Source organism: Mesorhizobium sp. 10J20-29, assembly GCF_054130485.1.
The window spans coordinates 3,275,296-3,296,275 of the sequence record NZ_CP199156.1 but is presented as its reverse complement, the minus strand read 5'-3'; the positions used below and the strand labels follow the sequence as shown (position 1 = coordinate 3,296,275).

At 57.2% G+C, this 20,980-nt stretch carries 20 protein-coding genes; 8 read left to right on the top strand and 12 right to left on the bottom strand.

From position 1 onward, the window contains the following. Positions 1–6: 6 nt before the first annotated feature. From gmd to ACT2BZ_RS15760, 7 genes are all read right to left on the bottom strand, one after another. Positions 7–1,101, bottom strand: coding sequence for a GDP-mannose 4,6-dehydratase (gene gmd / locus ACT2BZ_RS15790; RefSeq protein ID WP_457936081.1), 1,095 nt, complete (start codon positions 1,099–1,101; stop codon positions 7–9). After that, positions 1,098–2,504: a mannose-1-phosphate guanylyltransferase/mannose-6-phosphate isomerase gene (locus tag ACT2BZ_RS15785; protein ID WP_457941343.1), complete on the bottom strand. Its 1,407-nt coding sequence runs from the start codon at positions 2,502–2,504 to the stop codon at positions 1,098–1,100. Before ACT2BZ_RS15785 ends, gmd begins: the two co-directional genes overlap by 4 nt. 28 nt (positions 2,505–2,532) lie before the next feature. Further along, on the bottom strand, positions 2,533–4,011 hold the full coding sequence (locus tag ACT2BZ_RS15780) for a phosphomannomutase (protein WP_457936080.1): 1,479 nt from the start codon (positions 4,009–4,011) through the stop codon (positions 2,533–2,535). A gap of 255 nt (positions 4,012–4,266) precedes the next feature. Beyond that, a complete protein-coding gene (locus ACT2BZ_RS15775) occupies positions 4,267–4,644 on the bottom strand; it encodes a hypothetical protein (protein ID WP_457936079.1) in 378 nt (125 codons plus the stop codon). A 145-nt stretch (positions 4,645–4,789) separates the two neighbouring features. Then, the gene (locus ACT2BZ_RS15770) at positions 4,790–6,061 is read right to left on the bottom strand and encodes a sugar transferase (protein WP_457941341.1); all 1,272 of its coding nucleotides are present in this window, start codon (positions 6,059–6,061) and stop codon (positions 4,790–4,792) included. A gap of 82 nt (positions 6,062–6,143) precedes the next feature. Further along, positions 6,144–6,320 (bottom strand): hypothetical protein, encoded by a 177-nt coding sequence (locus ACT2BZ_RS15765; RefSeq protein ID WP_457936078.1) that lies wholly within the window; start codon positions 6,318–6,320, stop codon positions 6,144–6,146. 150 nt (positions 6,321–6,470) lie between these two features. Beyond that, on the bottom strand, positions 6,471–7,196 hold the full coding sequence (locus tag ACT2BZ_RS15760; RefSeq protein WP_457936077.1) for a hypothetical protein: 726 nt from the start codon (positions 7,194–7,196) through the stop codon (positions 6,471–6,473). Positions 7,197–7,542: 346 nt separating this feature from the next. Between ACT2BZ_RS15760 and ACT2BZ_RS15755 the strand changes: the two genes are divergently transcribed. Beyond that, on the top strand, positions 7,543–8,709 hold the full coding sequence (locus ACT2BZ_RS15755) for a helix-turn-helix transcriptional regulator (RefSeq protein WP_457936076.1): 1,167 nt from the start codon (positions 7,543–7,545) through the stop codon (positions 8,707–8,709). 121 nt (positions 8,710–8,830) lie between these two features. Here the strand turns inward: ACT2BZ_RS15755 and ACT2BZ_RS15750 are convergent, their stop codons facing one another. After that, the gene (locus tag ACT2BZ_RS15750) at positions 8,831–9,826 is read right to left on the bottom strand and encodes a flagellin N-terminal helical domain-containing protein (protein WP_457936075.1); all 996 of its coding nucleotides are present in this window, start codon (positions 9,824–9,826) and stop codon (positions 8,831–8,833) included. A 593-nt stretch (positions 9,827–10,419) separates the two neighbouring features. Between ACT2BZ_RS15750 and nusG the strand changes: the two genes are divergently transcribed. The 3 genes from nusG (at position 10,420) to ACT2BZ_RS15735 (ending at position 13,864) form a co-directional block, all read left to right on the top strand. After that, on the top strand, positions 10,420–10,932 hold the full coding sequence (nusG, locus tag ACT2BZ_RS15745; protein ID WP_457936074.1) for a transcription termination/antitermination protein NusG: 513 nt from the start codon (positions 10,420–10,422) through the stop codon (positions 10,930–10,932). A 283-nt stretch (positions 10,933–11,215) separates the two neighbouring features. Continuing rightward, complete coding sequence (locus tag ACT2BZ_RS15740; protein ID WP_457936073.1) at positions 11,216–12,328, top strand: sensor histidine kinase; 1,113 nt, start codon at positions 11,216–11,218, stop codon at positions 12,326–12,328. 165 nt (positions 12,329–12,493) lie between these two features. Then, entirely contained in the window at positions 12,494–13,864 is a 1,371-nt protein-coding gene (locus ACT2BZ_RS15735; protein WP_457936072.1) for a sensor histidine kinase, read from the top strand. Between the two features lie 59 nt (positions 13,865–13,923). On the opposite strand, the gene ACT2BZ_RS15730 is transcribed toward ACT2BZ_RS15735, so the two are convergent. Beyond that, positions 13,924–15,135 (bottom strand): type IV secretory system conjugative DNA transfer family protein, encoded by a 1,212-nt coding sequence (locus ACT2BZ_RS15730; RefSeq protein ID WP_457936071.1) that lies wholly within the window; start codon positions 15,133–15,135, stop codon positions 13,924–13,926. Positions 15,136–15,305: 170 nt separating this feature from the next. On the opposite strand from ACT2BZ_RS15730, the gene ACT2BZ_RS15725 reads away from it, so the two are divergent. The 3 genes from ACT2BZ_RS15725 to ACT2BZ_RS15715 are packed head-to-tail and all read left to right on the top strand — an operon-like array spanning position 15,306 to position 16,581. Next, complete coding sequence (locus ACT2BZ_RS15725; protein ID WP_457936070.1) at positions 15,306–15,650, top strand: DUF3768 domain-containing protein; 345 nt, start codon at positions 15,306–15,308, stop codon at positions 15,648–15,650. An 11-nt stretch (positions 15,651–15,661) separates the two neighbouring features. Continuing rightward, positions 15,662–16,396: a DUF932 domain-containing protein gene (locus tag ACT2BZ_RS15720; protein WP_457936069.1), complete on the top strand. Its 735-nt coding sequence runs from the start codon at positions 15,662–15,664 to the stop codon at positions 16,394–16,396. Between the two features lie 44 nt (positions 16,397–16,440). Beyond that, a complete protein-coding gene (locus ACT2BZ_RS15715; RefSeq protein ID WP_457936068.1) occupies positions 16,441–16,581 on the top strand; it encodes a hypothetical protein in 141 nt (46 codons plus the stop codon). Between the two features lie 50 nt (positions 16,582–16,631). On the opposite strand, the gene ACT2BZ_RS15710 is transcribed toward ACT2BZ_RS15715, so the two are convergent. Together ACT2BZ_RS15710 and ACT2BZ_RS15705 are read right to left on the bottom strand one after the other, a co-directional pair. Further along, positions 16,632–17,015, bottom strand: a complete 384-nt coding sequence (locus ACT2BZ_RS15710) for a hypothetical protein (RefSeq protein ID WP_457936067.1) — start codon at positions 17,013–17,015, stop codon at positions 16,632–16,634. Positions 17,016–17,085: 70 nt separating this feature from the next. After that, the gene (locus ACT2BZ_RS15705) at positions 17,086–17,430 is read right to left on the bottom strand and encodes a helix-turn-helix transcriptional regulator (RefSeq protein WP_457936066.1); all 345 of its coding nucleotides are present in this window, start codon (positions 17,428–17,430) and stop codon (positions 17,086–17,088) included. A 471-nt stretch (positions 17,431–17,901) separates the two neighbouring features. Here ACT2BZ_RS15705 and ACT2BZ_RS15700 point away from each other — a divergent pair, with 471 nt between their 5' ends. Further along, entirely contained in the window at positions 17,902–19,440 is a 1,539-nt protein-coding gene (locus ACT2BZ_RS15700) for a recombinase family protein (protein ID WP_457936065.1), read from the top strand. A gap of 547 nt (positions 19,441–19,987) precedes the next feature. Here the strand turns inward: ACT2BZ_RS15700 and ACT2BZ_RS15695 are convergent. Beyond that, entirely contained in the window at positions 19,988–20,977 is a 990-nt protein-coding gene (locus ACT2BZ_RS15695; RefSeq protein WP_457936064.1) for a sugar-transfer associated ATP-grasp domain-containing protein, read from the bottom strand. Between the last annotated feature and the right edge of the window lie 3 nt (positions 20,978–20,980).

Here is a 20,980-nt window from a genome sequence, read left to right as displayed (position 1 = left end):
ATCGGACTATTCCGCCGCCCGAAGCTCTCGTTCTTCGTCGAGACGCCGGTATTCGTTCTCACGCTTGATGATCTGGAGATCTGAACGCACCATTTCAGAGACCATGTCCGACAGCGACGTCGTCGCCTCCCAACCAAGGACGCGCTTTGCCTTGGAGGGATCGCCAAGCAGAAGTTCGACTTCCGTCGGTCGAAAGTACCGCGGATCGACGCTGACAAGCGTCTTGCCGGAAGAAGCATCGCGACCGATCTCTTCAGTTCCCTCGCCCTGCCATTCGATCGTTGTGCCAACCTCCTTGAAGGCTGCTTCGACAAAGGCACGTACTGATGTTTTCCGTCCGGTCGCCAGCACGTAATCGTCAGGCTGTTCCTGCTGGACAATGCGCCACATGCCCTCGACGTAATCCTTGGCATGACCCCAGTCGCGTTCTGCGTTCAAATTCCCGAGATAGAGCCTGTCCTGGAGGCCGAGCTTGATCGACGCCACCGCTCGCGTGATCTTTCTGGTGACAAACGTTTCGCCGCGAAGCGGGCTTTCATGATTGAACAGGATGCCGTTCGAGGCGTGGATGCCATAGGCCTCACGGTAGTTCACGGTGATCCAGTAGCCGTAGATCTTCGCTGCAGCATAGGGCGACCTCGGATAGAAGGGCGTCGTCTCGGACTGAGGGACTTCCCTCACCTTGCCATAGAGCTCGGATGTGGATGCCTGGTAGAAGCGCGTCTTGTCTGTCAGCTTCAGGATGCGAATGGCTTCGAGAAGCCGCATCGTGCCGAGCGCATCTGCGTTCGCAGTGTATTCGGCCGTTTCAAAGCTCACCTGTACGTGCGACTGTGCTGCGAGATTGTAGATTTCGTCAGGCTGCACATCCTGTACGACGCGAATGAGATTCGTCGCATCGGTCATGTCGCCATAGTGCAGGGTCAGCTTGACGCCCTTCTCATGCGGGTCCTGGTAGAGGTGGTCGATACGGCCCGTATTGAAGGACGAAGAACGCCGCTTTATGCCATGCACGTCATATCCTTTGCTCAGCAGCAGCTCTGCAAGGTATGAACCGTCCTGGCCCGTGATGCCCGTGATCAATGCACGCTTCTGGTTCACGACGTTTCTCCACTTTTCGTTCTGTTGTAATTGTCTTCCAGCCGGATGATGTCGTCCTCACCCAGATAGCTGCCCGTCTGAACCTCGATCAGCACGACAGGTTCGTTCCCTCTGTTGGCCAGCCTGTGGACGGAACCGAGAGGCACATATACCGAATGGTTTGGTTCGAGCCGCATGACCGAACTGCCGATCGTCACCTCTGCAATGCCCTGCACGACCACCCAGTGCTCAGAGCGATGACGATGTTTTTGCAGCGACAGCACGCCACCTGGTTTCACGACGATGCGCTTCACCTGGTAGCCGTCGCCGATATCCAGCCTTTCGTAATTGCCCCAGGGCCTGAACATTTTTAACGCTTCAGTAGCCTCCTTGCGGCCATGTCGATGCATTTGCTCGACAAGAGCCTTGACCTCCTCTGCCCTGGTTTTTGGCGCCACCAGGACGGCGTCGCGCGTAGCGACCACAACCATGCCGTCGACACCAATCAGGGTGGTCAGTTTTGTCTCGGAGTGGACGATACTGTCATGGCTGTCGATGATTTCCGCTTCGCCGATGACGGCGTTGCCCATGACATCCTGATCCACGACATCTGCGACGGCATCCCAGCTGCCAATGTCGGACCATGCGTATTCGACAGGCAGGACAGCTGCCTTGTCGGTCTTTTCCATGATGGCGTAATCGACAGAGATTGATGGCGCTTCCGCAAAGGCAGTTGCATCGAGGCGCAGGAAATCGAGATCCGATTTCGCACCAACCATGGCAGCATTCACGGCACCAAGAATGTCAGGCTGAAGCTCGGACAGCTGCGCCAGGAATGCGTCTGCTCGGAACAAAAAGTTACCGCTGTTCCAGAGGTAGCCACGAGCAACATAGTTTTCTGCGTCTGCGCGCTTCGGTTTTTCGACAAAGCGCTTTACACGAAATGCACATTTGAGTGGGTCGCCGGGCTGCACATATCCATATCCGGTCGCAGCAAAGCTTGGCCTGACGCCGAATGTCACCAGGTAGCCATTTTTGGCATCTCCTGCAGCATCGGCCACTGCCTCGCCAAAGGCTCTTGCGTCGGGAATGTGGTGATCTGCAGCAAGGACCAGAACCATCGCATCCGTCGAACGCTTGATCGCATGCAGGCATCCAGCTGCAATTGCAGCGCATGAATTTCGTGGAAGCGGTTCAAGCAAAATGTCTGCTGCAACTCCTGCATGGAGAAGATCTTCTGCCAGCAGAAAGCGATGGTTGTATGCACCGACCACGATCGGCCTTGGGTCAAAACCCTCGCCCTGGCAGCGACGAAGCGTGTTCTGGAACAGAGAACGACTGCTTCCGAACGACAGGAACTGTTTTGGCTTGGAAGCGCGAGAGAGCGGCCATAGCCTGGTGCCTGAACCACCACTCAGGATCATTGGAATGATCAAGGGATTTTTCTCTCGATCAGAGATAGCCGCCGTCCTGGAATTTCTGGTGAGCCTTGTCCAAACCCCAGCGCAAAAGCTCCGATGCTCGTTCCGGAGAAGCTGCTTCGACGTAGCAACGCATTTCAGGAGCATTGCCCGATGCGCGGTAATGGATGCGCTCTCCCGACGTGAGTTTCAGCTGCACGCCGTCCGTGTCATCGATCTCCTCCAGGCTGCCGAGCTCTGCGACATAGAGACTTGCAAGCTCATCATCCTTGATGAGTTCGAGAAGGGCCATGCTTGGAGAGGGTGGAATATTTTCCAGGCGACCGCTCGCCGTAAAACGGGAAGGAAGGTCGCCTACCAGTCTCGCCAACGAGTTCTTCTTGCGGATGTGGGCAAGGGATAAAACGGCAATGATCGGCAGGAGGGCATCGCGCGTAGGCAGTGCCTTCATCGTGATGCCGTCAAGATCGACATCTGTTCCAAGCATGACGCCGCCATTGGCCTCGAAGCCGACCACGACTTTTCCTGCATCCGCGGAACAGTCGTACATGTGTTCAAGCACGTATGGAGAACCGACCCTGCTCCTTACGACCTTTTCGAACCAGCACGATTTCTCGACGCTGGATGTCGACGTCAATGGCGTGACCACGATGTCTGCTTCCAAAAACTTTGCCGTCAGGAGACCGACGATGTCGCCTCGCAGAAAATCTCCGTGCTCGTCTGCAATGAGAGGCCTGTCGCCGTCACCATCTGTCGAGACCATGGCGTCGAGACCGAACTGTTTTGACCAGTCTTTTGCGAGCTTGATGTCGCGTTCATCGAGAGCCTCGGTATCGACCGGCACAAAAACGTCACTGCGTCCTCGGGTGACCGTTTCTGCGCCGAGTTTCTGAAGAATTTCGACCAGAATGTCGCGCGACACGGAACTGTGCTGGTAGATGCCGATCCTCATGCCGTTGAGAGAGAGTGATGGTGAAAGTGCCGTATAGCGATTGACGTAGTTTCGCAGTGCTGCTTGCGAGTCCTTCACATTGGCGAGTGGAGGATTGCCCTCAAAACGCCTGATCCTCACGAGAGCTGCTGCAATGCCCTTTTCGTCATTCTTGTCGATCTCGCCATCTGCAGAATAGAATTTTAGGCCATTGCGGTCGTCTGGAATGTGGCTTCCCGTCACCATGATGGCTGGGCATTTTTCGGACATGGCATGGAGCGCCAGTGCTGGTGTCGGCAGGGCTCCGCAGCATATGGCATCAAGACCCATGTCCTGAACGCCTGCAAGGCAGCTTTCAACGATGCTGGGACTGCTTGACCTCAGATCGCGACCGACCAGCACTTTTGAGAATTGACCGATACCGCCCCTGCCGTTGAGGATCTCGTTCTTGCCATTGATGTATGTGAGGAAGGCTCGAGCATAGAGGCGAACGGTTTCGTCGGTCAGGTCCGAGACCAGTCCTCTCAGCCCGCTTGTGCCGAACCTCAGGCTGCTGCCCTGGAAGTTTGAAACCGTCATGAGCTGCTTCCGAAATTTCCGACAACCAGCATTGTCATTGTTAGCAGCAGGCAGCTGAATTCCATAGCTCTCCGGGGCGAATGCTCGATGTTTATTCATCTGTTTTCTGCGGTGTGAGCTTGGCCAAATGTGCGATAACGCACCGAGGCAAATTCTTCCGCGCCCAGGCCTGTTTCGCGGGCGGGGCGCCGGCAAACAGCGCAGCTGCGCCCTGCCCTCGATCGAGGCTGAGGGACCTGCTCGGCGTGGCGCACGTCAAGAACCCCAACCATTGCCCTTAGGGCCAGCACCGTCCGCTACGCTCCAGCGAGAGCAACAGAACCAGAGGCCGAGGAAGAGCAGAGCACCAATCCCGACACCTGCCGAACTTGCGATCCAGTCGGAGAATTCGCCATCTCGGCCAACGGGCACCTGCAAGAGTTCAAGCATGCCGCCAGCAACAACCATGATGCAGACCACCAGCCATGCCGGCGTCCACAAGAGCATCCCCAGCACCGTCAGGTAGGCAAAGGTCAAGGCGTGAGCGAAATGGTCACCGCGCAGGTGAAGCAACATCAACTGTTCGATCTGTGCCTCAGCCACAAGGGCGAACCAGAGTGCTGCAAGACTTGCCGTCGCAAAGGCGATCTTCAACAACACTCCCGGTAGCACAGGCATCGGCCGCGCGCGCAGGATCAAAAAACTGTCCTTCTGCCGCGCAACCGGCCGCAAGGGACGGCTAGGCAAGAAGGATCGGCTGCGATCGAAGCAGAGCCCCTCACGTGCATCGGCAGAAGGATCAACGTGCGCCAAATCCGGTCAGCACGGTACGGATCGTGCGCAGGACGATGACCACGTCGAGCCAGGGCGAGAAATTCTTGATGTAGTAGAAGTCGAAATGCAGCTTGCCCAACACCTCATCCTTCTCGAAGACATGTCCCTGGTTGACCTGCGCCCATCCGGAAATGCCCGGCCTGACGATATGCCGGTAGCGATAAAAGGGCAGTTCTGCCTCGTACCATCTCGACAGGACGGCTGCTTCCGGGCGAGGCCCGATCCAGCTCATCTCGCCACGCAGGATGTTGATGATCTGTGGCAGTTCGTCGAGGCGTGTGCGACGCAAGAAGCGCCCGACCCTAGTAATGCGACTGTCATGTGGCCTCGTCATGGCATCTTCACGCGAGCTGCAGAAACCCTCCTGCCAGAACATGGTGCGGAACTTGCAGACGCTGAAAACCCGGCCTCGGTAGCCCATGCGTTCCTGGCAGAACAAGACAGGCCCAGGCGTATCGAGCTTTATGGCCAGCGCAACCAGCGCCCATACGGGCAACAGGAGGACAAGGGCCAGGAGTGCCGAGACCCAGTCGACCACCTGCTTGATCTTCAGGAAGGCGTGGTTGGGATTGAGGGAACCAAGCATGTTTTCCGAAAGATGCTCGATCTCGACACGACCGGTCAGCGACTCGGTGATCTGCTTGACGTGATAGACCGGGATCCCGTTAAGCGCGCTGTCTGCAATAAAGCCCTGCCATTCCTGCGAAAGATCGGACCTCAGATCGGCAACGACGCCATTGACCCTGTTCACAACCGAGCCTGGCCTGGCCAGATGCTGCCAGACGACGCCGCCGATCTGGCTCAGACGATCGACATCGCCGCCTGGAACGACAGCAAGGCTGTAGGAGTGCAGACGGCGGGTGGCGACGCTGAGAGCAAAGTACCACATGGTCGATGCTGCAAAACTGCCCGCAGCCTGGAAACGACTGTAGTCCAGTCGAAAGAAGAAGATGATCAGGAACACCGTACCGTAGGTAAGGGCAAAGGTCGGCAGGATGTGCCCAGCTGAGGCTATGCCTGGAAAATTGCCGATGCGACGATAGACAAAGTAGCCGGTGACGTGCGCGATCATGGCTGCCATCATGGTGACCTGCATGTTCCATGACAGGATGACGCGAGGATCGACAGACATGCGGATCATGGCAGGCAGGAAGATCGCGACCGTCAGGCCGCCAAGCAGCTGATAGCGTATCCGCACCAGGGGGTGCAGACGAACGCCAATGGTCTGTGCCGACATGTTCACGTCAGAAACTTCCTGTGCATGACGCAATCTTGCTGCTTGCCATCAGCATCCCTTGTGAAATGCTGATGGCTGGCGGTCAGTGATCGCTGTTGGCAGCTTCGGAGCGTTTATGGGTGCCGGATTTCCACCAGCAGAGATAAACTTGACCGAGTTTCATGACCGGCACGCGCCGGTCGCGTTCCTTGCTGCGCAGGTAGGCGTAGGACTTCAGCTTCAGTGTGCCACCGGGCAGTCTGATATTCAGATGAACCATCACACTCTCCGTACTCAGTTACACGGCTACCGCACTCCCGGGTGAACGCCCCGCGAGTAATCAGTTCAAGAAATGCTCCCCGCCCAACGGGTCCTATAAAGTTGGCCTGGCCATGAAAGGATCTGGCGGGGCCGGAATTCCAGAATGCATCTAGTCGCTGACGGGATCGTCATCTCCAATCGACACGACGACGCCAATTATTCCGCCAATGCCGGCCACTGCCAGCAGAGCTCCTGCAAGTCCCGAACCGTTGCCTGCAGGCTCGGTCTCGACGATTTTCGGCTGCGGCTCGGCGGTTACCAAGAGGCAAACCTGGCCATCCGACAGCTTCGAGACCTCAACTTCAGCGTTAGAACCAAGCCGCACGGAGCATTCAGGTGGAAGCTCTACGGTTGCAAAAGACTGCTGCCCGACAATGACCCGCGACCCCGGGGCAAGCATCGTTCCAGCGCCCGCGGGCAGCAGACCAGCCGTCTGCGTTGCCAGCACCCTGCCACCTGCCTCGCTGATCCTGGCGTTGGAACCGGCAGGAGCAACACAGGCGCAACTTGCATCCTGGGCCCTTGCCGGGACCGATAAGCTGCCCAGCGCAACGGCCGAAGCCAGGAGAATGCCGGCGACCGAGCCAAGCGACATCAAGGCGACAGCTGACGATCGACCAGCCGCACGACGTGCTCCGATGCGCGCATTGCCATCCAGGAGACGCAAAGCAATTGCAGAATAATGAGAGGCCGCGGCAAGCTTGTCGCGCTCGAAAGTCAATCTTCCGAAACAGCTCGACGTTTCCCCATCCGATCCATCGAAACGCACAGGTGCAAAACGCCATTCATCGACCAATTGCCCTGCGCTGTTCGCACCCACTTCGCCATCAGACATTCGATTCAAAGCCAATCTTTTTTAACGATTCTCGTCAACGTGCAGAAATCATTGTGGATATTAGCTGTACTTGGATCGCTTGGCACATCCCAAATGGGACGTGTGATGGCTATCCATTGATGACAGGGATAGAGAGGAAGTATCGGTCGATTCGGACGCTCATCGGTTTTCTTGCAGGCGCCCAGAAATGCTGTGCTTTCATGATCAGCAAATTGTTGTGGCGTTCAAGATGTCGATGCGCGTTCGCTCTACCCGTGGTGGAGCGATCGGGCAGCGCTCGCTCCGGGAACGGGTCTATTGACCGGACGTTGCGTCGGAAGCAGGAGGAGCTCGCTCAAGATCTTGAATGAAGCCATTGATCCACACAAACTATGACCTCGCAGCGGTCGAACAGATCGCGCACGATCTACGCACGGCGATCGATGCTGCAAGTCTTGGCACGGGTGACTGGCAGACGGTTGCCAGAAAGCTGTCCGACGCGTTTCCGGGATCCTGGGCGGGCGCTCAAGCGATATCCTACGGCAAGAACCAGCTCAACTTCGCGACCGCCGCAAACCTTGATGTGGCATACCTGCAGAGCTATCAGAAGCACTTCGCCTTCATCAATCCGATGAACGGTTTCTGGGCAACAGCACCCAGTGGCGTTGCGTTTTTGTCGGATGACGTACTTCCATGGAGTACTTTGAGGGACACCGAGTTCTACAATGATTGGCTGAGGCCCCAGGGCGACATGGAAGGCTCGGGAGGGGTCAAAATCGATGGCGACCGTGGGGAAAGCCTGAACCTGACGATCCGCTACCCCGCGGCAATGGCTGGAAAATACGGCCGTGCAGTCGAGGCCGTCCTGCAAGGCGCAGCCGGAAGCCTGGCGAGAGCGGTTGAAGTCGGTCAGATGCTGCGCAGCAGCCTCGAGCACTCGGCATCGGTTTCGGGCCTCATCGAGCGGAGCACGAAAGCAGCGATCGTGATGGCTGCCGACCGTACCATCTTGAATGCCAATGCCCAGGCCCAGATGATGTTTGCAATCGGGGAGCCGATTGGCAGCAGATCTGGGCGTTTTTACCTGAGCTCTGGTGATGCAGACACCCGATTTGATGGCGTTCTAGAGCAGTTGGATCGAGGGTTGTCTTCCCAGGACGGTCGCTTGCTGGTCAGAACCTTCGATGCCTTGTGGCATGTCACAGTGACCCCAATTCCGACCGAGCGCGAGAATGGCCCACAGCTCCTGCACATGTTGCGGCCGCGCCGATTGTTCCTGCTGCTTGTCAACCAGATTGCACCAAGCCCGTCCCACGAAAGGACCAGCCTTGACGCTCTCTCGCCCCTGTTCGGGCTCACCTCTTCCGAGGTCGCACTGTGTGACGCCCTGTTTGCAGGCAAGACAGTCAGCCAGGCCGCAGATGAACTCGGGGTTACCGTGGGTACGGCACGCAACCGACTGAAAATGGTCCTGCACAAGACCAACACGTCGCGTCAGAGTGAACTGATCCTTTTGCTGCATCGCTTCAAGTGAATTCGGGCATGCTCGCGCAAGACCAGGTGTAGTCGATCATGCTCGACCGGGCCTTTCCGCATGAAACGAGAAGCGGGCCGCGAACAAGCGCGGCCCGCTTCGATCAGTGGATGCGAACCTGCTAGCCCCTGAACAGCGACAGGATCGACTGCGAGTTGCCGTTGGCGATCGACAGCGCCTGGATACCAAGCTGCTGCTGAACCTGCAGGGCCTGCAGACGGGTCGATTCCTTGTTCATGTCTGCATCGACGAGCTGGCCGACGCCGCGCTCGACGGAGTCCATCAGGCTGCTGGTGAAGGTCTTCTGCAGGTCGATGCGGCTCTTGGCGGCGCCAAGGTTGGTCGCAGCCGTCGTCATTTCCTTGAGAGCGGCTTCGACAACGGTCAGCTGCTGCGTAATCTGCGCATCGCTATGTGCTGCTACGCTAAGGGTGGCAACTGTATAGGTGTCACCCGCTACAGGCGCGGCACCGGCGGTCGGATCCTGTGGAGCAGCACCCGAACGGGCGCCCGTTGCACCGATGCGCGTGGCGTCAAGGATACCGTCATTGAGGCCGGTCGCCAAAGCGTAAGCGTCATAGAGCTTAATGTCCTGAACTTTCACGTCGATGGTGCCGAGCGAAACGGAACCGGCAGCGTTGCGGTTGAACGAAGCAACGATCTTGACGTCGGTGAACGTGCCTGCAGTCGTGTGGCCGGTGGTGTCGGTCGACAGCCAGTTGGCGCCCGAGAAGGTCGCAGCGTCTGCGTAGCTCTTCAGCTGGCCCTGCAGCGCCTTGATTTCGATGTCGTACTTTTCCTTGTCGGCTGCCGAAGCACCGTTGGCGGCAACCAGCTTGACCTTGATCTCGTTGACGGTCTCGATCGCCTTGTTCATGCCGGTGTAGGCCGTGTCGACCTTCGAAGCGCCAAGACCGAGCGAATCCTGCACCGTCGACATCGCTTTTTGATCCGAGCGCATGGTGGTGGCGATCGACCAGTAGGCGGCGTTGTCGCTTGCTTCGGCGACGCGGTAGCCGGTGGAAATGCGCGACTGGGTGACTTCAAGGTTCTTGTTGGTGGAATTCAGGCTCTGAAGAGCCGTCAACGCCGAAGCGTTGGTCATGATGCTTGCCATGGTACTCGTACCCCTTACACTACAAAACTCCTTGCATACCGGATCGGCCGGTATGACGGTACGGCATCATGCCAGTGAACGAATTGCTCTCGATCAGACCGCCATGTTCAGCAATATTAACCAAGATTGCTAACAATTCGCTAATGGTAAATTGACGTTACTTCGCGCCATTTCAGTCAATTAGCAAATATGCGCTTTCTGAATAGAAGTGACCCTCACTAGATGCAGTAGGCCCCTTAGTTAAGATAAGCACCCCGCGCTGTTGTTCTACCGTAGCGCCATGGGACCAGCCACAACAGGCTCTGCGCGGCGCTGTTCACGGTTTCCACGCATCAAACTGATCCATCGAAGCGCCGCAATTGTCGAGGACAAACATCCTCGTGATGGACGCATCCCCTGCTCCTTGTGGGCCCGCATTCGGGTAATGTTCATCTATGAATCCTATCATCGTCGCTGGCTTGACGAGAGCGCCAACTCGGGTCGGAGAAGCAACAATGGAAGTGCGGCAATCTGATATGGGCGGTCAGGAGCGACGGTCCGCCTCCGGACGACCAACCAAGTCTCCAGGCGAGAATGATCTGGACGCAGGACCCATGATCGTCAGCCAGCGCCAGTGGTACGTAGCCGGCGTCATATCCGGTCAGGAGAGTCGTGCGGAGTGGCATTTGCGTCGACAGGGCTTCGAACCCTTCACGCCACGCTGCAAAAAAAGCGTCCGTCATGCCCGCAAACTGATCGTGAAACACTCTGCCTATTTCCCGGGCTATGTCTTCATTCCTCTTGATCTGGACAAGGATCGCTGGCGCGCAATCAACAGCACCATTGGCGTGCGTTCCTTGATCATGCGTGGTGGGCTGCCGGCGTCCTGTCCTCGGGGCATGGTCGAGCAGCTTCTGGAACTGACCGATTCGGAAGGTCTTCTCGATCTGACGACACGATTGCAGGAAGGAGACTACGTCCGGGTTATGTCAGGTCCATTCGCCGAGCTGATCGGAACGCTGCAAAGGCTGGACAGCGGCGGCAGGGCACGCGTGCTGCTGAACGTTCTTGCGGACGAAACTGCCGTTACGATGAGCAGCGCAAACCTGACCACCTGCATGACCTAGCAACGCTCTCAGATTCCACCCTACGTCAGGCGGCATTGCGGATCGACCCGCCGGATGACATCGATTGGCACTGACTGTGCTGATGGTTCAGTGCTCCCATGCCGAACCAGAAATGATCAACCGAAACCCACCTGCTACGGACGTTAGCGCATTGGCAGATACCGGGAGTGCTTGAACCCGGCCGATGGCGCTAGGCTTATGGCAAACGGCAGCTCATCTTCACTTTGACTCCGACCGCACCGTGACCTAACTCATGATATAAATAGGACCCAATTTCCAGGATATGAACCAGATCCAAAACATAATCCCGATTGACGAAGAGGCGCGTCTTGCCGCTATCCGGCGGTACGACATCCTCGACACGCCCCCCGACGGGGCGTTCGATCGGATAACGGCTATGGCGGCTCGCCGCTTCGACGTTCCAATATCGATCATCAGTGTCGTGGATGAAGATCGGATTTGGTTCAAATCTCACCATGGTCTGCCACAGGTCAACCAGATCGACCGTGAGGCTGGGCTCTGCGCTTCGGCGATCCTTTCGCTAGAGCCCCATGTCTTGCCAGACGCCAAATTGGACCCCCGTTCTCTTGCAAATCCGCTGGTGGCAGGCGAATTTGGGCTGCGTTTCTATGCTGGGATCCCGCTGCAGACGAGTGACGGCTTCGGACTCGGCACATTGTGCGTGATTGACAAAGCACCCCGGGAAGTAAATGCGCAAGAAATCGACGACCTAAGAGATTTGGCTTCATTGGTCGTTGATCAGCTTGAGTTGCGTTTGGCTGCTCGGCAAGCCATTTCCAGAGCCGAGATCCTAGCCCGGGAAATTGATCATCGGGTCATGAATAGCCTGCAATTCGTAGCAAGCATGCTTAAGATGCAGAGCCGCATTCCTAACCTGACTGATCCGGCCTCGGAGTTGAAGATGGCCGCAAGCAGGGTTTCTGCGGTTGCGCGGGTGCACCGGCATTTCTACACCGATGAGCCAGGCGAGACGGCCTCCTGCACCGAGTTCCTGGAGAGACTCTGCGCTGACCTCGAAGATATTCTCGGCAAGCAAATCAGCGTGAGCGGCGATAGCGACAAGGTGCCAAGGTCGCAAATCCAGTCCATCGGACTGATCGTGAATGAGCTCGTGACAAATGCGGCGAAGCACGGACAAGGTAAAATCGAGGTCTCTTATCGAAGCTCGGATTGCGCCCACGAGATCAGTGTTTGCGATGAAGGCTCCGGACGCCCGGTGGGACATCACTCTCAGGAGCATGAAGGCCTCGGTAGCAAACTGGTTCGAACGCTCTCACTTCAGCTAGGTGGCCACGTTACCGCTGGCAACATACCCGGCAGGCGCGGGACGTGCGTTGTAGTGAAGTTCCCGGCTCACTCAGTTCCCAACCAATAACCGGAATCTTCAGACGAGGCGGCCTATTCCGAGCGAGCGAATAAAGCGGTCACTTCCACCGACAAGAGGCAACGACTGGATTGCCAACAGGTGCCGCGGGAGTCGTTGCGTCGATTTGTTTTGCTGAGTTGAAAGGTGAGTGTGGACGGGCGTGGTTCGGATGTGATGGAAAGATCAATTGAAGCTAGGCTGGATGATACCGAACTCAAGTTGCGACTTGCGCTTCGAGCCGCCCACATAGGGATCTGGGATTGGGCGATAGATACTGGTCAAATGGAGTACTCACCTCGGGCCCGGCGAATTTTCGGTTTCACCGGAAATGAAATCGTTACATTGGACAAAGTCCGCGACGCTACACATCCGGATGATCTCCCGAGGACGTCGGCCACATCCCGAATGGCACTCGATCCGTCAATCCGGCATAAGGAGCCTTACGAATTTCGGATACGCCGGTCGGACAATGGTGAGGAACGATGGGTGCTTGCGCACGGCGAGGCCATATTCTCACAAGTCAATGGAGTTCCGAAGGCTGTCCGTTACATCGGTACGATAGAGGACATCACCGCACGCAAATCAACAGAACTCGCACTCGCGAATAGCGAGTTGAGACAGCGACTCGCGCTGGAAGCCGCCGGAATGGCTGTCTGGGAATATGAGGCGTCGACGGACCGAGTAACGATGTCCCCCGAGTTAAACAGGATGTTTGGCCTTCCTCCAGACGCTACTCCCTCAATCGATGACCTGCGTGCCATGTATGCTCCAGGGGAGCGCGAAAGACTTCAAGAAATCGCCGCTGAGGCCATTTCTCAAGGAAGAAACCAAATGGAGGCGGAGTTCCGTTGCCGAAGGCCAGATGGTGCAACGTGTTGGCTGCTACTGAGAGCTGAGTTAATTTTGGGATCGGATGGCAATCTGGAGCGCGCGATTGGTGTCTTGTTAGACATTGACCGAATGAAGCGAAGTGATGACCAGAAGATACTTTTGATGCGCGAGTTAAACCATCGGGTTAAAAACAGTATCAGTGTCATTCAATCAATCGCGAGCCAAACGTTCAGTCGAGAAAAAGTGGATCCGACCATCGTCCAGGATTTTCGCAACCGCCTTGTTGCGCTGGCCAAGGCAAATGATGCTCTCGTAGATCGGGAATGGAAATCATTCAGTTTACGAAAGTTGATTCAGGAGATCACGGCGCCGTATGATTATAACTGCGAAACTTTTTCGGTCGCAGGAGAGGAGATAGATTTACCTGCCCGCCTAAATGTGCCTCTCGCTCTAGTTTTTGGAGAACTGTGCACGAATGCTGCAAAGTTCGGCTCCTTGTCTGTATCGACTGGCACAGTTCGAATAGAGTGGGAGGTGTTAGGCTCTGAAATTCACCTTCGCTGGGCAGAGAGTGGTGGGCCGAAACTGACCGACCGGCTGACAAAGAAATTCGGTCTTAAATTGCTTTCTGAGGTACTTCCCGTCGAGATTGGAAAAGTCTGTCTCATTCCACGGTCAGAGGGACTTGAGTGTCAGATGAACATAGTGATCTAAGAATTTTCTGGCTTGTTCTTGATCCTGCATTTCGACCCCGTTCGGGCACGAAGAACTCCCTAGCTGAGCTTGTGCAAGGGAACGCGCTTTGAGACCACCATATTAGGGGGACGCAGCGTCGTGGCGCTGAACGGTTTCGACGGCGCTCCATCTATCATCAGCTTAACATAGATGTCGTGGTTGGGCAGCGTCAGAAGATCGCGTCGACTGAAGATCGGCGCGAACTCATCTGCGATCAGGGAGGCGTCATGTGAACCCAGCCGGAAGGAAATCAATGTTCCGGCATTGCCAAGCACGGCGTGTCGAATATCGGGCTCGAGTTGCTGTCGATACTGATGCGACAGCACTGCACCCACGCCGAATTTGCGCAATTCAGCGAGCATGTTGGCGAAGGAAAGCGTGGTGAAGCTCTGGAACTCATCGACATATAGGAAGAACGGTCGGCGCTTTGCCTCGGGTATAAAGGCCCTGCTGAAAGCTGCCGAACCCAACGACGTGACCATAAGGCCGCCAAGCAAACCGGCGCTATCAGCGCCAATCTTGCCGTGCGAAAGATTAATAAGAAGAACCTTGCCCTCATCCATGATTTTCCGAAGCCGGATCGCGCCGTCGCCACGCGTCAGGATGCGCCTGAGCTTCGGATCAGCCAGGAAAGCGCCCACCTTGTTCTGGATCGGCGATATTCCGTCCGACTTTATCCGCAAGGAGTATTTTGGAAACTCGTCCCGCCAGAAGGCGCGCACTTGGGCATTGTTGATCCTCGTGACAGCTCGGTACCTGAAGCTTTTGTCGGTAAGCAGCGAAAGGATGTCCGGCATCGCTGCTTCCGGCTGATCGAGCAGGGCAAGCAGCGCATTGCGCAAAATGTGCTCCATGCGCGGCCCCCAGGAATCGCTCCACAGCTTCTTGAACACATCCATGAGGCCGGAGGCCACAAGCGGCCGAAGGCCGGGGCTCACGCGGACGAACGGATTGTATCCGAATGACAGCTTCGGGCTCGCAACGTCGAGATAGATCGTGTCGGAGTTTCGCCGCTCGGGGATCGACCCCGCGATGCGCTCGACGAGATCGCCGTGCGGATCGATGAAAGCAGCGCCGCGCCCCGCTACAATGTCCTGCCGGATCAGCGTCTCCAAGAGTGTCGACTTGCCGGTGCCGGTCTTGCCGATGACGTACATATGGGAAAGCCGGTCTGCTTGTTTGATGCCGAAGATGCGATGCGGCTTGCGCGCGTTGGTACGTGCAAAATACGAAATGCTGGTGTTGGGCATCCGCACATTGTCGCCCCTGACTGTTCCGCACCCAGACTGTTCCACTTGCTAGATCAGAAAGTCGGGTACGCTACCGCCCCCCGTGACAGCCGTTATCATCGACTCCAGCGGCTCGGTGGCGCGAGCCGGCGCTGAATGGTCAGCGCTGGCATGTGCCACGGAGACCGACAATGGTTCTTTCCACATCATCCGACGCCACCAAGCGGATCGCCGCACTCAACGACGCGTTTCGCACCACTTTCCTCGGCGGCAGCATCTACGTGACGCCGGGGTTGCAATCGCTCGGCGAGGACTTCGTCAAGGCGGTGCTTCTCGCCGTGCGGGTATTTTCGACCTTCGACAACGACAACGATCCCTATGGTGAGCACGACTTCGGCAGCCTCACCATCGAGGGCCGCAAGCTGTTCTGGAAGATCGACTATTTCGATCCGAGCCTGATCTTTGGCTCCGAGAACCCGGCCGACACAAAAGTCACCCGCCGGGTGCTCACCGTCATGCTCGCCGACGAATTCTAAAGGAGGTTCAAATGACGCTTCTGCTTCACGCCGGCGCCAGAGACGCCGACTACGACACGCTACGTGCGCTCGACACGCCGATGCCGACCGCGACCCATGTGCCGATCCCGCATTTTCGCGTGGTCGACATGCTCAGGCACACGCTGACCTTCTATGGCCATGACGTGACCGCCGAGCATTTTGGGGTGACCGAGGATGGGATGCGCTTTTTCGGCCTCCTGTCGCTGCGCTCCACCTATGGCGGTTACGAGGACACCGTTGCCGTGCGCAATTCGCACGACAAGAAGTTCCCGGTCGGCATCGGCTTTGGAGGACGGGTGTTCTGTTGTGACAACCTTTCGTTCATCGCCGACCACATCATCCGCCGCAAACACACGGCGCATGCCAGACGTGACCTTCCCGGACTCGTCGGTGAGCTCGTAGAGCCCCTTGCGGTTCAGCGCGAGCGGCAGCATCGAGCCTTTCTACGTTACCAGAACACGCTGCTTTCGGAGGCGCTGGCCAACCACGCCATCATGACCATGTTCCGGCAAGGCGTGATCAACGTTCAGCGGATCGCCGACGTGATCGAGCATTGGGAGCATCCGGCCTATCCCGAATGGGGCGACCGAACTGCCTGGAGGCTATTCAACGCCACCACCTGCGCCCTCGCCGGTAAGGTGGTGGAGAACTCCGACCTGACGCCGAGGCTGCACAAGATCATTGATGGTCTATGCGAGCCAGGGATGGTGGCAGATGCAGCCTAACCGTCGCTACGCCCTCGCTGACTCCACGGTCGAGCGGAGGCAGGATGGCTGGTATTCCGGTCGGCAGTTCGGTGCGTCGCGCAGCAATCTTGGACCTCTACCTCGATCGCTTCGGTGGCATTCATGACGCCAGACAGATCTGCAAGGAGGTGGAGCGCCGCTATGCGTCCCACGCCTCAGACTGAAAAATATGCCCCGCAGACTGCGGGGCATTTTCTCTATCGGTCCCGAAGTATCAATGGTCCTTCCTTAAATAGGAGTACGTGATAGCGAGCGCCTCGAACATCAACATGTTGCGCGGCTCGATCTCCCAGGCCCGGCGCGGTCGCGGCAGCAATGGCGCAACTTGTGGAAAGACATTGGCGAGCGCCGCCGCCTCCTTATATTTGCTTGGAAACGTCCGCGGCCGTTCGACCCTGATGCAGGGTATCTTGGTCTCCGCTGCCGTCGCAGCCACCGCTTCGATCAAGGCGCGAGAACGGCGTCCCTTGCGGCTGTGCGCGCCATAGGCAGGCACGATCACCAACTGGGGCCGGTAGCGACTGAGCCACAGTTGCGTCGCCGCGAACGCCGCGTCGATGCTCTCGGCAGCCTTGCGCGAATTCCCCCAATCCCCCAAGTCACCTTTCCTGAAATATACGAAAGACAGAGCGTCAAAACTCGCCGCCACTCCAAGCACAGTCCTGGGACTAGTCATAAGGCGGCGTTAGCGCTGTTAATTTCTCAGCCAGAGCGTTCAACGTATTGAGTCGGTTGCGCCGGCTTGGCCAGTTCTTGGGGCAGTCGGGCATAGACGCGAGCCGCTGATCCAGCGCCTTGGCCTCCGCTGCGACGATGCCCAGATTGAGTCGTGTCACCTCCGTGTCGAACACGACGCAGAGTATCGACAACTCGGTGACCGTGGGCAGCACCTGCCCGGATTCTAGCTTTGAGATGCGTGTATAGGTGACGCCGAGCAGGTGCGCGCAATCCTGCTGGGTCAGCGCCGCCTTTCGTCGCGCGACCCGGAGGTCGAGCCCGAAATTATAAGTCATAGAACTTGAAATTAAGCTGGTAAGGTCCCCATCCTACCCGCCCAAGACGTGCGCAACAGACTACCGCACTTTCGATTTTAGCAAGTCGGCGCAACCTTCGTTCCTCGCCTGATGAGCCTTCGCGTTCGTTGCGCCCTTGTCGCTGACCTTGAGGTCAGCCGCTTCGACCACATGAAGAGAGAAATACACCTACGTCTGGCAACTCTAGTGTATCACTTCTTCTGCCCTCGCGAAGGCTGTCCCGGTTGCACCACGAGCAACTCCGGGAGGCTTGGTTGCTTGGTCTACGCATGTACGATCAATCGATGAACGACGACACCAAGATCCGTGACGATCATATCAACGAGCATGTCGAGCTCTGCAAACGCATCTACGAGCGCATGCGCCGAGAAAACTCCTGGCCATGGGTGGGGGAAGACGATTCGACAGAATCGGAGGTTTTGATAGAGTCAGAATGTAACCGTTAGATTTATGAAACCATGCTTTGGCTACATCCGCGTCTCCACTCAAAAACAGGGTGAAGGCGTATCGCTCGACGCTCAGAAGGACGCCATCCTCGTCTTCGCCGAGGCCCATGGTTTCGCCGTGACCGAATGGTTCGAGGAGAAAGAAACCGCCGCCAAAAGCGGGCGCCCCATCTTCAATCGCATGCTACGCGACCTGAAACGGGGCAAGGCGCGCGGCCTGATCATGCACAAGATCGACCGCTCCGCCCGAAATTTGCGAGACTGGGCGATCATCAGCGAACTGCCCGACATCGGCGTCGACGTTCATATTGCTACCGAACCCTACGACTTCCGTTCGCGCGGCGGACGCCTGACAGCCGACATCCAGGCGGTGATCGCTGCCGACTACATCCGCAATCTCCGGGAGGAAACGATCAAGGGTCTGACCGGTCGACTGAAGCAGGGTCTCTACCCCTTCAGGGCGCCGATCGGCTATCGCGACAACGGCCGCGGAAAACCAAAAACCGTCTGCCTGGAAAAAGGTCCGTTGGTGCGCCAGGCCTTCGACCTCTACGCCAGTGGCGAATGCTCCCTGCGCGCCCTGCAACAGGAAATGGCCAGGCGCGGTTTGGCCGGACACACGGGAAAACCGCTCAGTTTGCACGGCATCGAAACCATGCTCGGAAATCCCTTTTATCTGGGCCTGATCGCAATCCGCCGGACCGGCGTGACCTACCAGGGTATCCATGAGCCTCTGGTCGATGCTCGAACCTTCAAGCGCGTCCAGGACGTCCGCAGCGGTCGCGCCGGCAAGAAGGTGACCCGTCACAATCATCTCTACCAGGGCCTATTTCGTTGCGGCTTGTGTGACCGGCCGATGACGCCAGAACGCCAGAAAGGTCACATCTATTACCGGTGCCATGCGCGGCAATGCGACACAAAGACTGTGCGGCAGGAATTGCTCGACCACGCGGTTCGCTACCGACTTGAAGCGCTTAGGTTCCTCCCCGAGGCCGAGCAGCAATTGCGGGCGCGGTTCATGGAATGGTTTGGTGGCCAAGGACGTGTGGCGGATATCACGTCTCTCGAGTTGCGCCTTGCGAAAGCTGCTGACCGTTTAGACCGGCTTACCGATCTCCTGGTTGATGGTGACCTCGATAAACACCTGTTCGAAGAAAAAAAGAGCCGGCTGACCTTGGAACGTATCGCGCTGCAGGAAGAAATTAACACAGCTCACAAAGAGGACCTGTTGCCTGACGAGCTCGAAAAATTTCTCGAACTGATGAAAAGCCTTCCAGAGCTTTACGAACTGCTCGTCGACGATGAAAAGCGCTCGTTGATCCGAAATGTGTTTTCGAACCGCAGCGTATCCGGACAATCCGTTGAATTAAAGCCGCATGGTTGGCTTGCAGATCGGCAATTTGCCGACCTGTCTCTTCTGGTGACCCACGTCGACACACTTATCGAACTTTCGGCCCAGCCGGCCAACGACAACAAGCCTGAAATTCCTCAGTGGCGATACAATTTGCAGCATCAGCGACCGGATGATCGAGCTGCTGCGTAAACATTTTGGCTGCGCCAACAATCGGCACAAGGACGCCCGAATTTCTATGTCAGGTCATCGTTGCTAGGGCGTGTACTCATAAATGGACAAATGCCGATGACCGCTTTCGGCGGAAACTCCGAAGCCGATCAATCGACCGCGCAGGTCAGCAATGCGGACCATTTCAGACCTTCGCTGAATCGCGGGTCTTGGTCGAACGGGCGGAAAGCGGACCTATTCTGACGCTCTTGCACACCTCGCAAGGCTCCCGCCCCATACGGTTCGGCCGCAATTGCGCAAGGCGTCGGCAAGGAGAGAAATATGGCGCGCAGTCGCAGATAGCGGGCTTTGTGTTTTGAGCAATCCCACAGGGTCGATGACCTACGCATCGTTGGTATGCATATGCCGCACTCACTCTCGCAGTATCTGCAAAATGTGCGATAACGCTGACGTCTCACAAGGCGTAAACGCGCGCCCTTTGACCAGCGTCTGCGTGCCGCTGTGTCCCACAGTCCTCATACGCCAGAGCTAATGGCAGGAGGCGTCGAGCGCCCGAAGCCAGGCTGCACTAGCCGTCGCCTGGTCGCCTACTTGCATCTTTCACGCGGTTGCGTCGAAGCCAGCGACGGGCCCGCCAACCAAGTATTTCCCCCAGGCGAGAATTCCCAATCCCACCCCAAACCATCTGGTTTCTCGGGTTCATGCCGGAGGGAAAGTTCATTTCCACAATGACGGGACCTCTGTTGGTCATCGCAACATCCCAACCGACATACAGGATTCCGTTCAACGTCTTGTGCGCTTCGATCGCGAGCGTGGAAAGCTCCGGCCAGAAGGGGATCCGAGTTCCAACAATATGCCTACCGTCGTCGTGATGGGCGATCGCGACTTTCTGCTCAGTTGCGGAATCTTTTGTCATCCCGAGGGCGATCTCACCGGTTTCATAGTCCTTGCAACTCCATAGAACGCCGCCCGCGTAGATATTGTCGACTATAGCTGATGGGTCGCGCGCCATTCGCCAGCGGCCCTCCACGACCTCTGGCTCGTCATCTTCATTCAAGATCGTTATAATTCGGCAAGTCGACAGCGCTGAGCCGCAACTTCCCATCTCGGTATGGTTGGCCAGGACTTCCTGGATGATGATGCCGTTCGTGTCGGTGGATGCGCGTCGCGCGAGCCATTCGACCAACTCCTGCTCTGAAAGTTGTCGATCCCTCCACAGCCATCCGCCCGAAGGCGCTCTTTCCCACTGTTCGGTTCTTAATCCAGCCATTTCCGATCGCGCCTTCACAAAAAGCTTGTCGCCAAGGTGCGAGATCCTGTCGAAAGTCAGCGGCGGTTGACTGCGATCGCTGGCAACCCAATCCGCACATAAGAAACCGTTGTCGCGGCACCAGGTAGCAACTGCCGCCTTGTCATTGAGGGCAAACGGCAAGAGGCCGAATGCGTCATGCTGGAGTTCGACGACGGTGTTGGCGACGACCGGCCACGGCAGGAAGGCAAAGATGCCAGGTCCACCCTCATATCTGGCGAGTTGCCCATCATAATAGTCTTCAGGCATGAG

Bases quoted from the DNA above. Each gene is read 5' to 3' on its own strand.
- ACT2BZ_RS15740 (WP_457936073.1), top strand. From the start codon at position 11,216: ATGAACCAGATCCAAAACATAATCCCGATTGACGAAGAGGCGCGTCTT.
- ACT2BZ_RS15715 (WP_457936068.1), top strand. From the start codon at position 16,441: ATGGCTGGTATTCCGGTCGGCAGTTCGGTGCGTCGCGCAGCAATCTTG.
- ACT2BZ_RS15730 (WP_457936071.1), bottom strand. From the start codon at position 15,135: ATGCCCAACACCAGCATTTCGTATTTTGCACGTACCAACGCGCGCAAG.
- ACT2BZ_RS15755 (WP_457936076.1), top strand. From the start codon at position 7,543: ATGAAGCCATTGATCCACACAAACTATGACCTCGCAGCGGTCGAACAG.
- ACT2BZ_RS15705 (WP_457936066.1), bottom strand. From the start codon at position 17,430: ATGACTTATAATTTCGGGCTCGACCTCCGGGTCGCGCGACGAAAGGCG.
- ACT2BZ_RS15735 (WP_457936072.1), top strand. From the start codon at position 12,494: ATGGAAAGATCAATTGAAGCTAGGCTGGATGATACCGAACTCAAGTTG.
- nusG (WP_457936074.1), top strand. From the start codon at position 10,420: ATGATCGTCAGCCAGCGCCAGTGGTACGTAGCCGGCGTCATATCCGGT.
- ACT2BZ_RS15720 (WP_457936069.1), top strand. From the start codon at position 15,662: ATGACGCTTCTGCTTCACGCCGGCGCCAGAGACGCCGACTACGACACG.
- ACT2BZ_RS15725 (WP_457936070.1), top strand. From the start codon at position 15,306: ATGGTTCTTTCCACATCATCCGACGCCACCAAGCGGATCGCCGCACTC.
- ACT2BZ_RS15760 (WP_457936077.1), bottom strand. From the start codon at position 7,196: ATGTCTGATGGCGAAGTGGGTGCGAACAGCGCAGGGCAATTGGTCGAT.
- ACT2BZ_RS15700 (WP_457936065.1), top strand. From the start codon at position 17,902: ATGAAACCATGCTTTGGCTACATCCGCGTCTCCACTCAAAAACAGGGT.
- ACT2BZ_RS15785 (WP_457941343.1), bottom strand. From the start codon at position 2,504: ATGATCCTGAGTGGTGGTTCAGGCACCAGGCTATGGCCGCTCTCTCGC.
- ACT2BZ_RS15695 (WP_457936064.1), bottom strand. From the start codon at position 20,977: ATGCCTGAAGACTATTATGATGGGCAACTCGCCAGATATGAGGGTGGA.
- ACT2BZ_RS15770 (WP_457941341.1), bottom strand. From the start codon at position 6,061: ATGTCGGCACAGACCATTGGCGTTCGTCTGCACCCCCTGGTGCGGATA.
- ACT2BZ_RS15780 (WP_457936080.1), bottom strand. From the start codon at position 4,011: ATGACGGTTTCAAACTTCCAGGGCAGCAGCCTGAGGTTCGGCACAAGC.
- ACT2BZ_RS15765 (WP_457936078.1), bottom strand. From the start codon at position 6,320: ATGGTTCATCTGAATATCAGACTGCCCGGTGGCACACTGAAGCTGAAG.
- ACT2BZ_RS15750 (WP_457936075.1), bottom strand. From the start codon at position 9,826: ATGGCAAGCATCATGACCAACGCTTCGGCGTTGACGGCTCTTCAGAGC.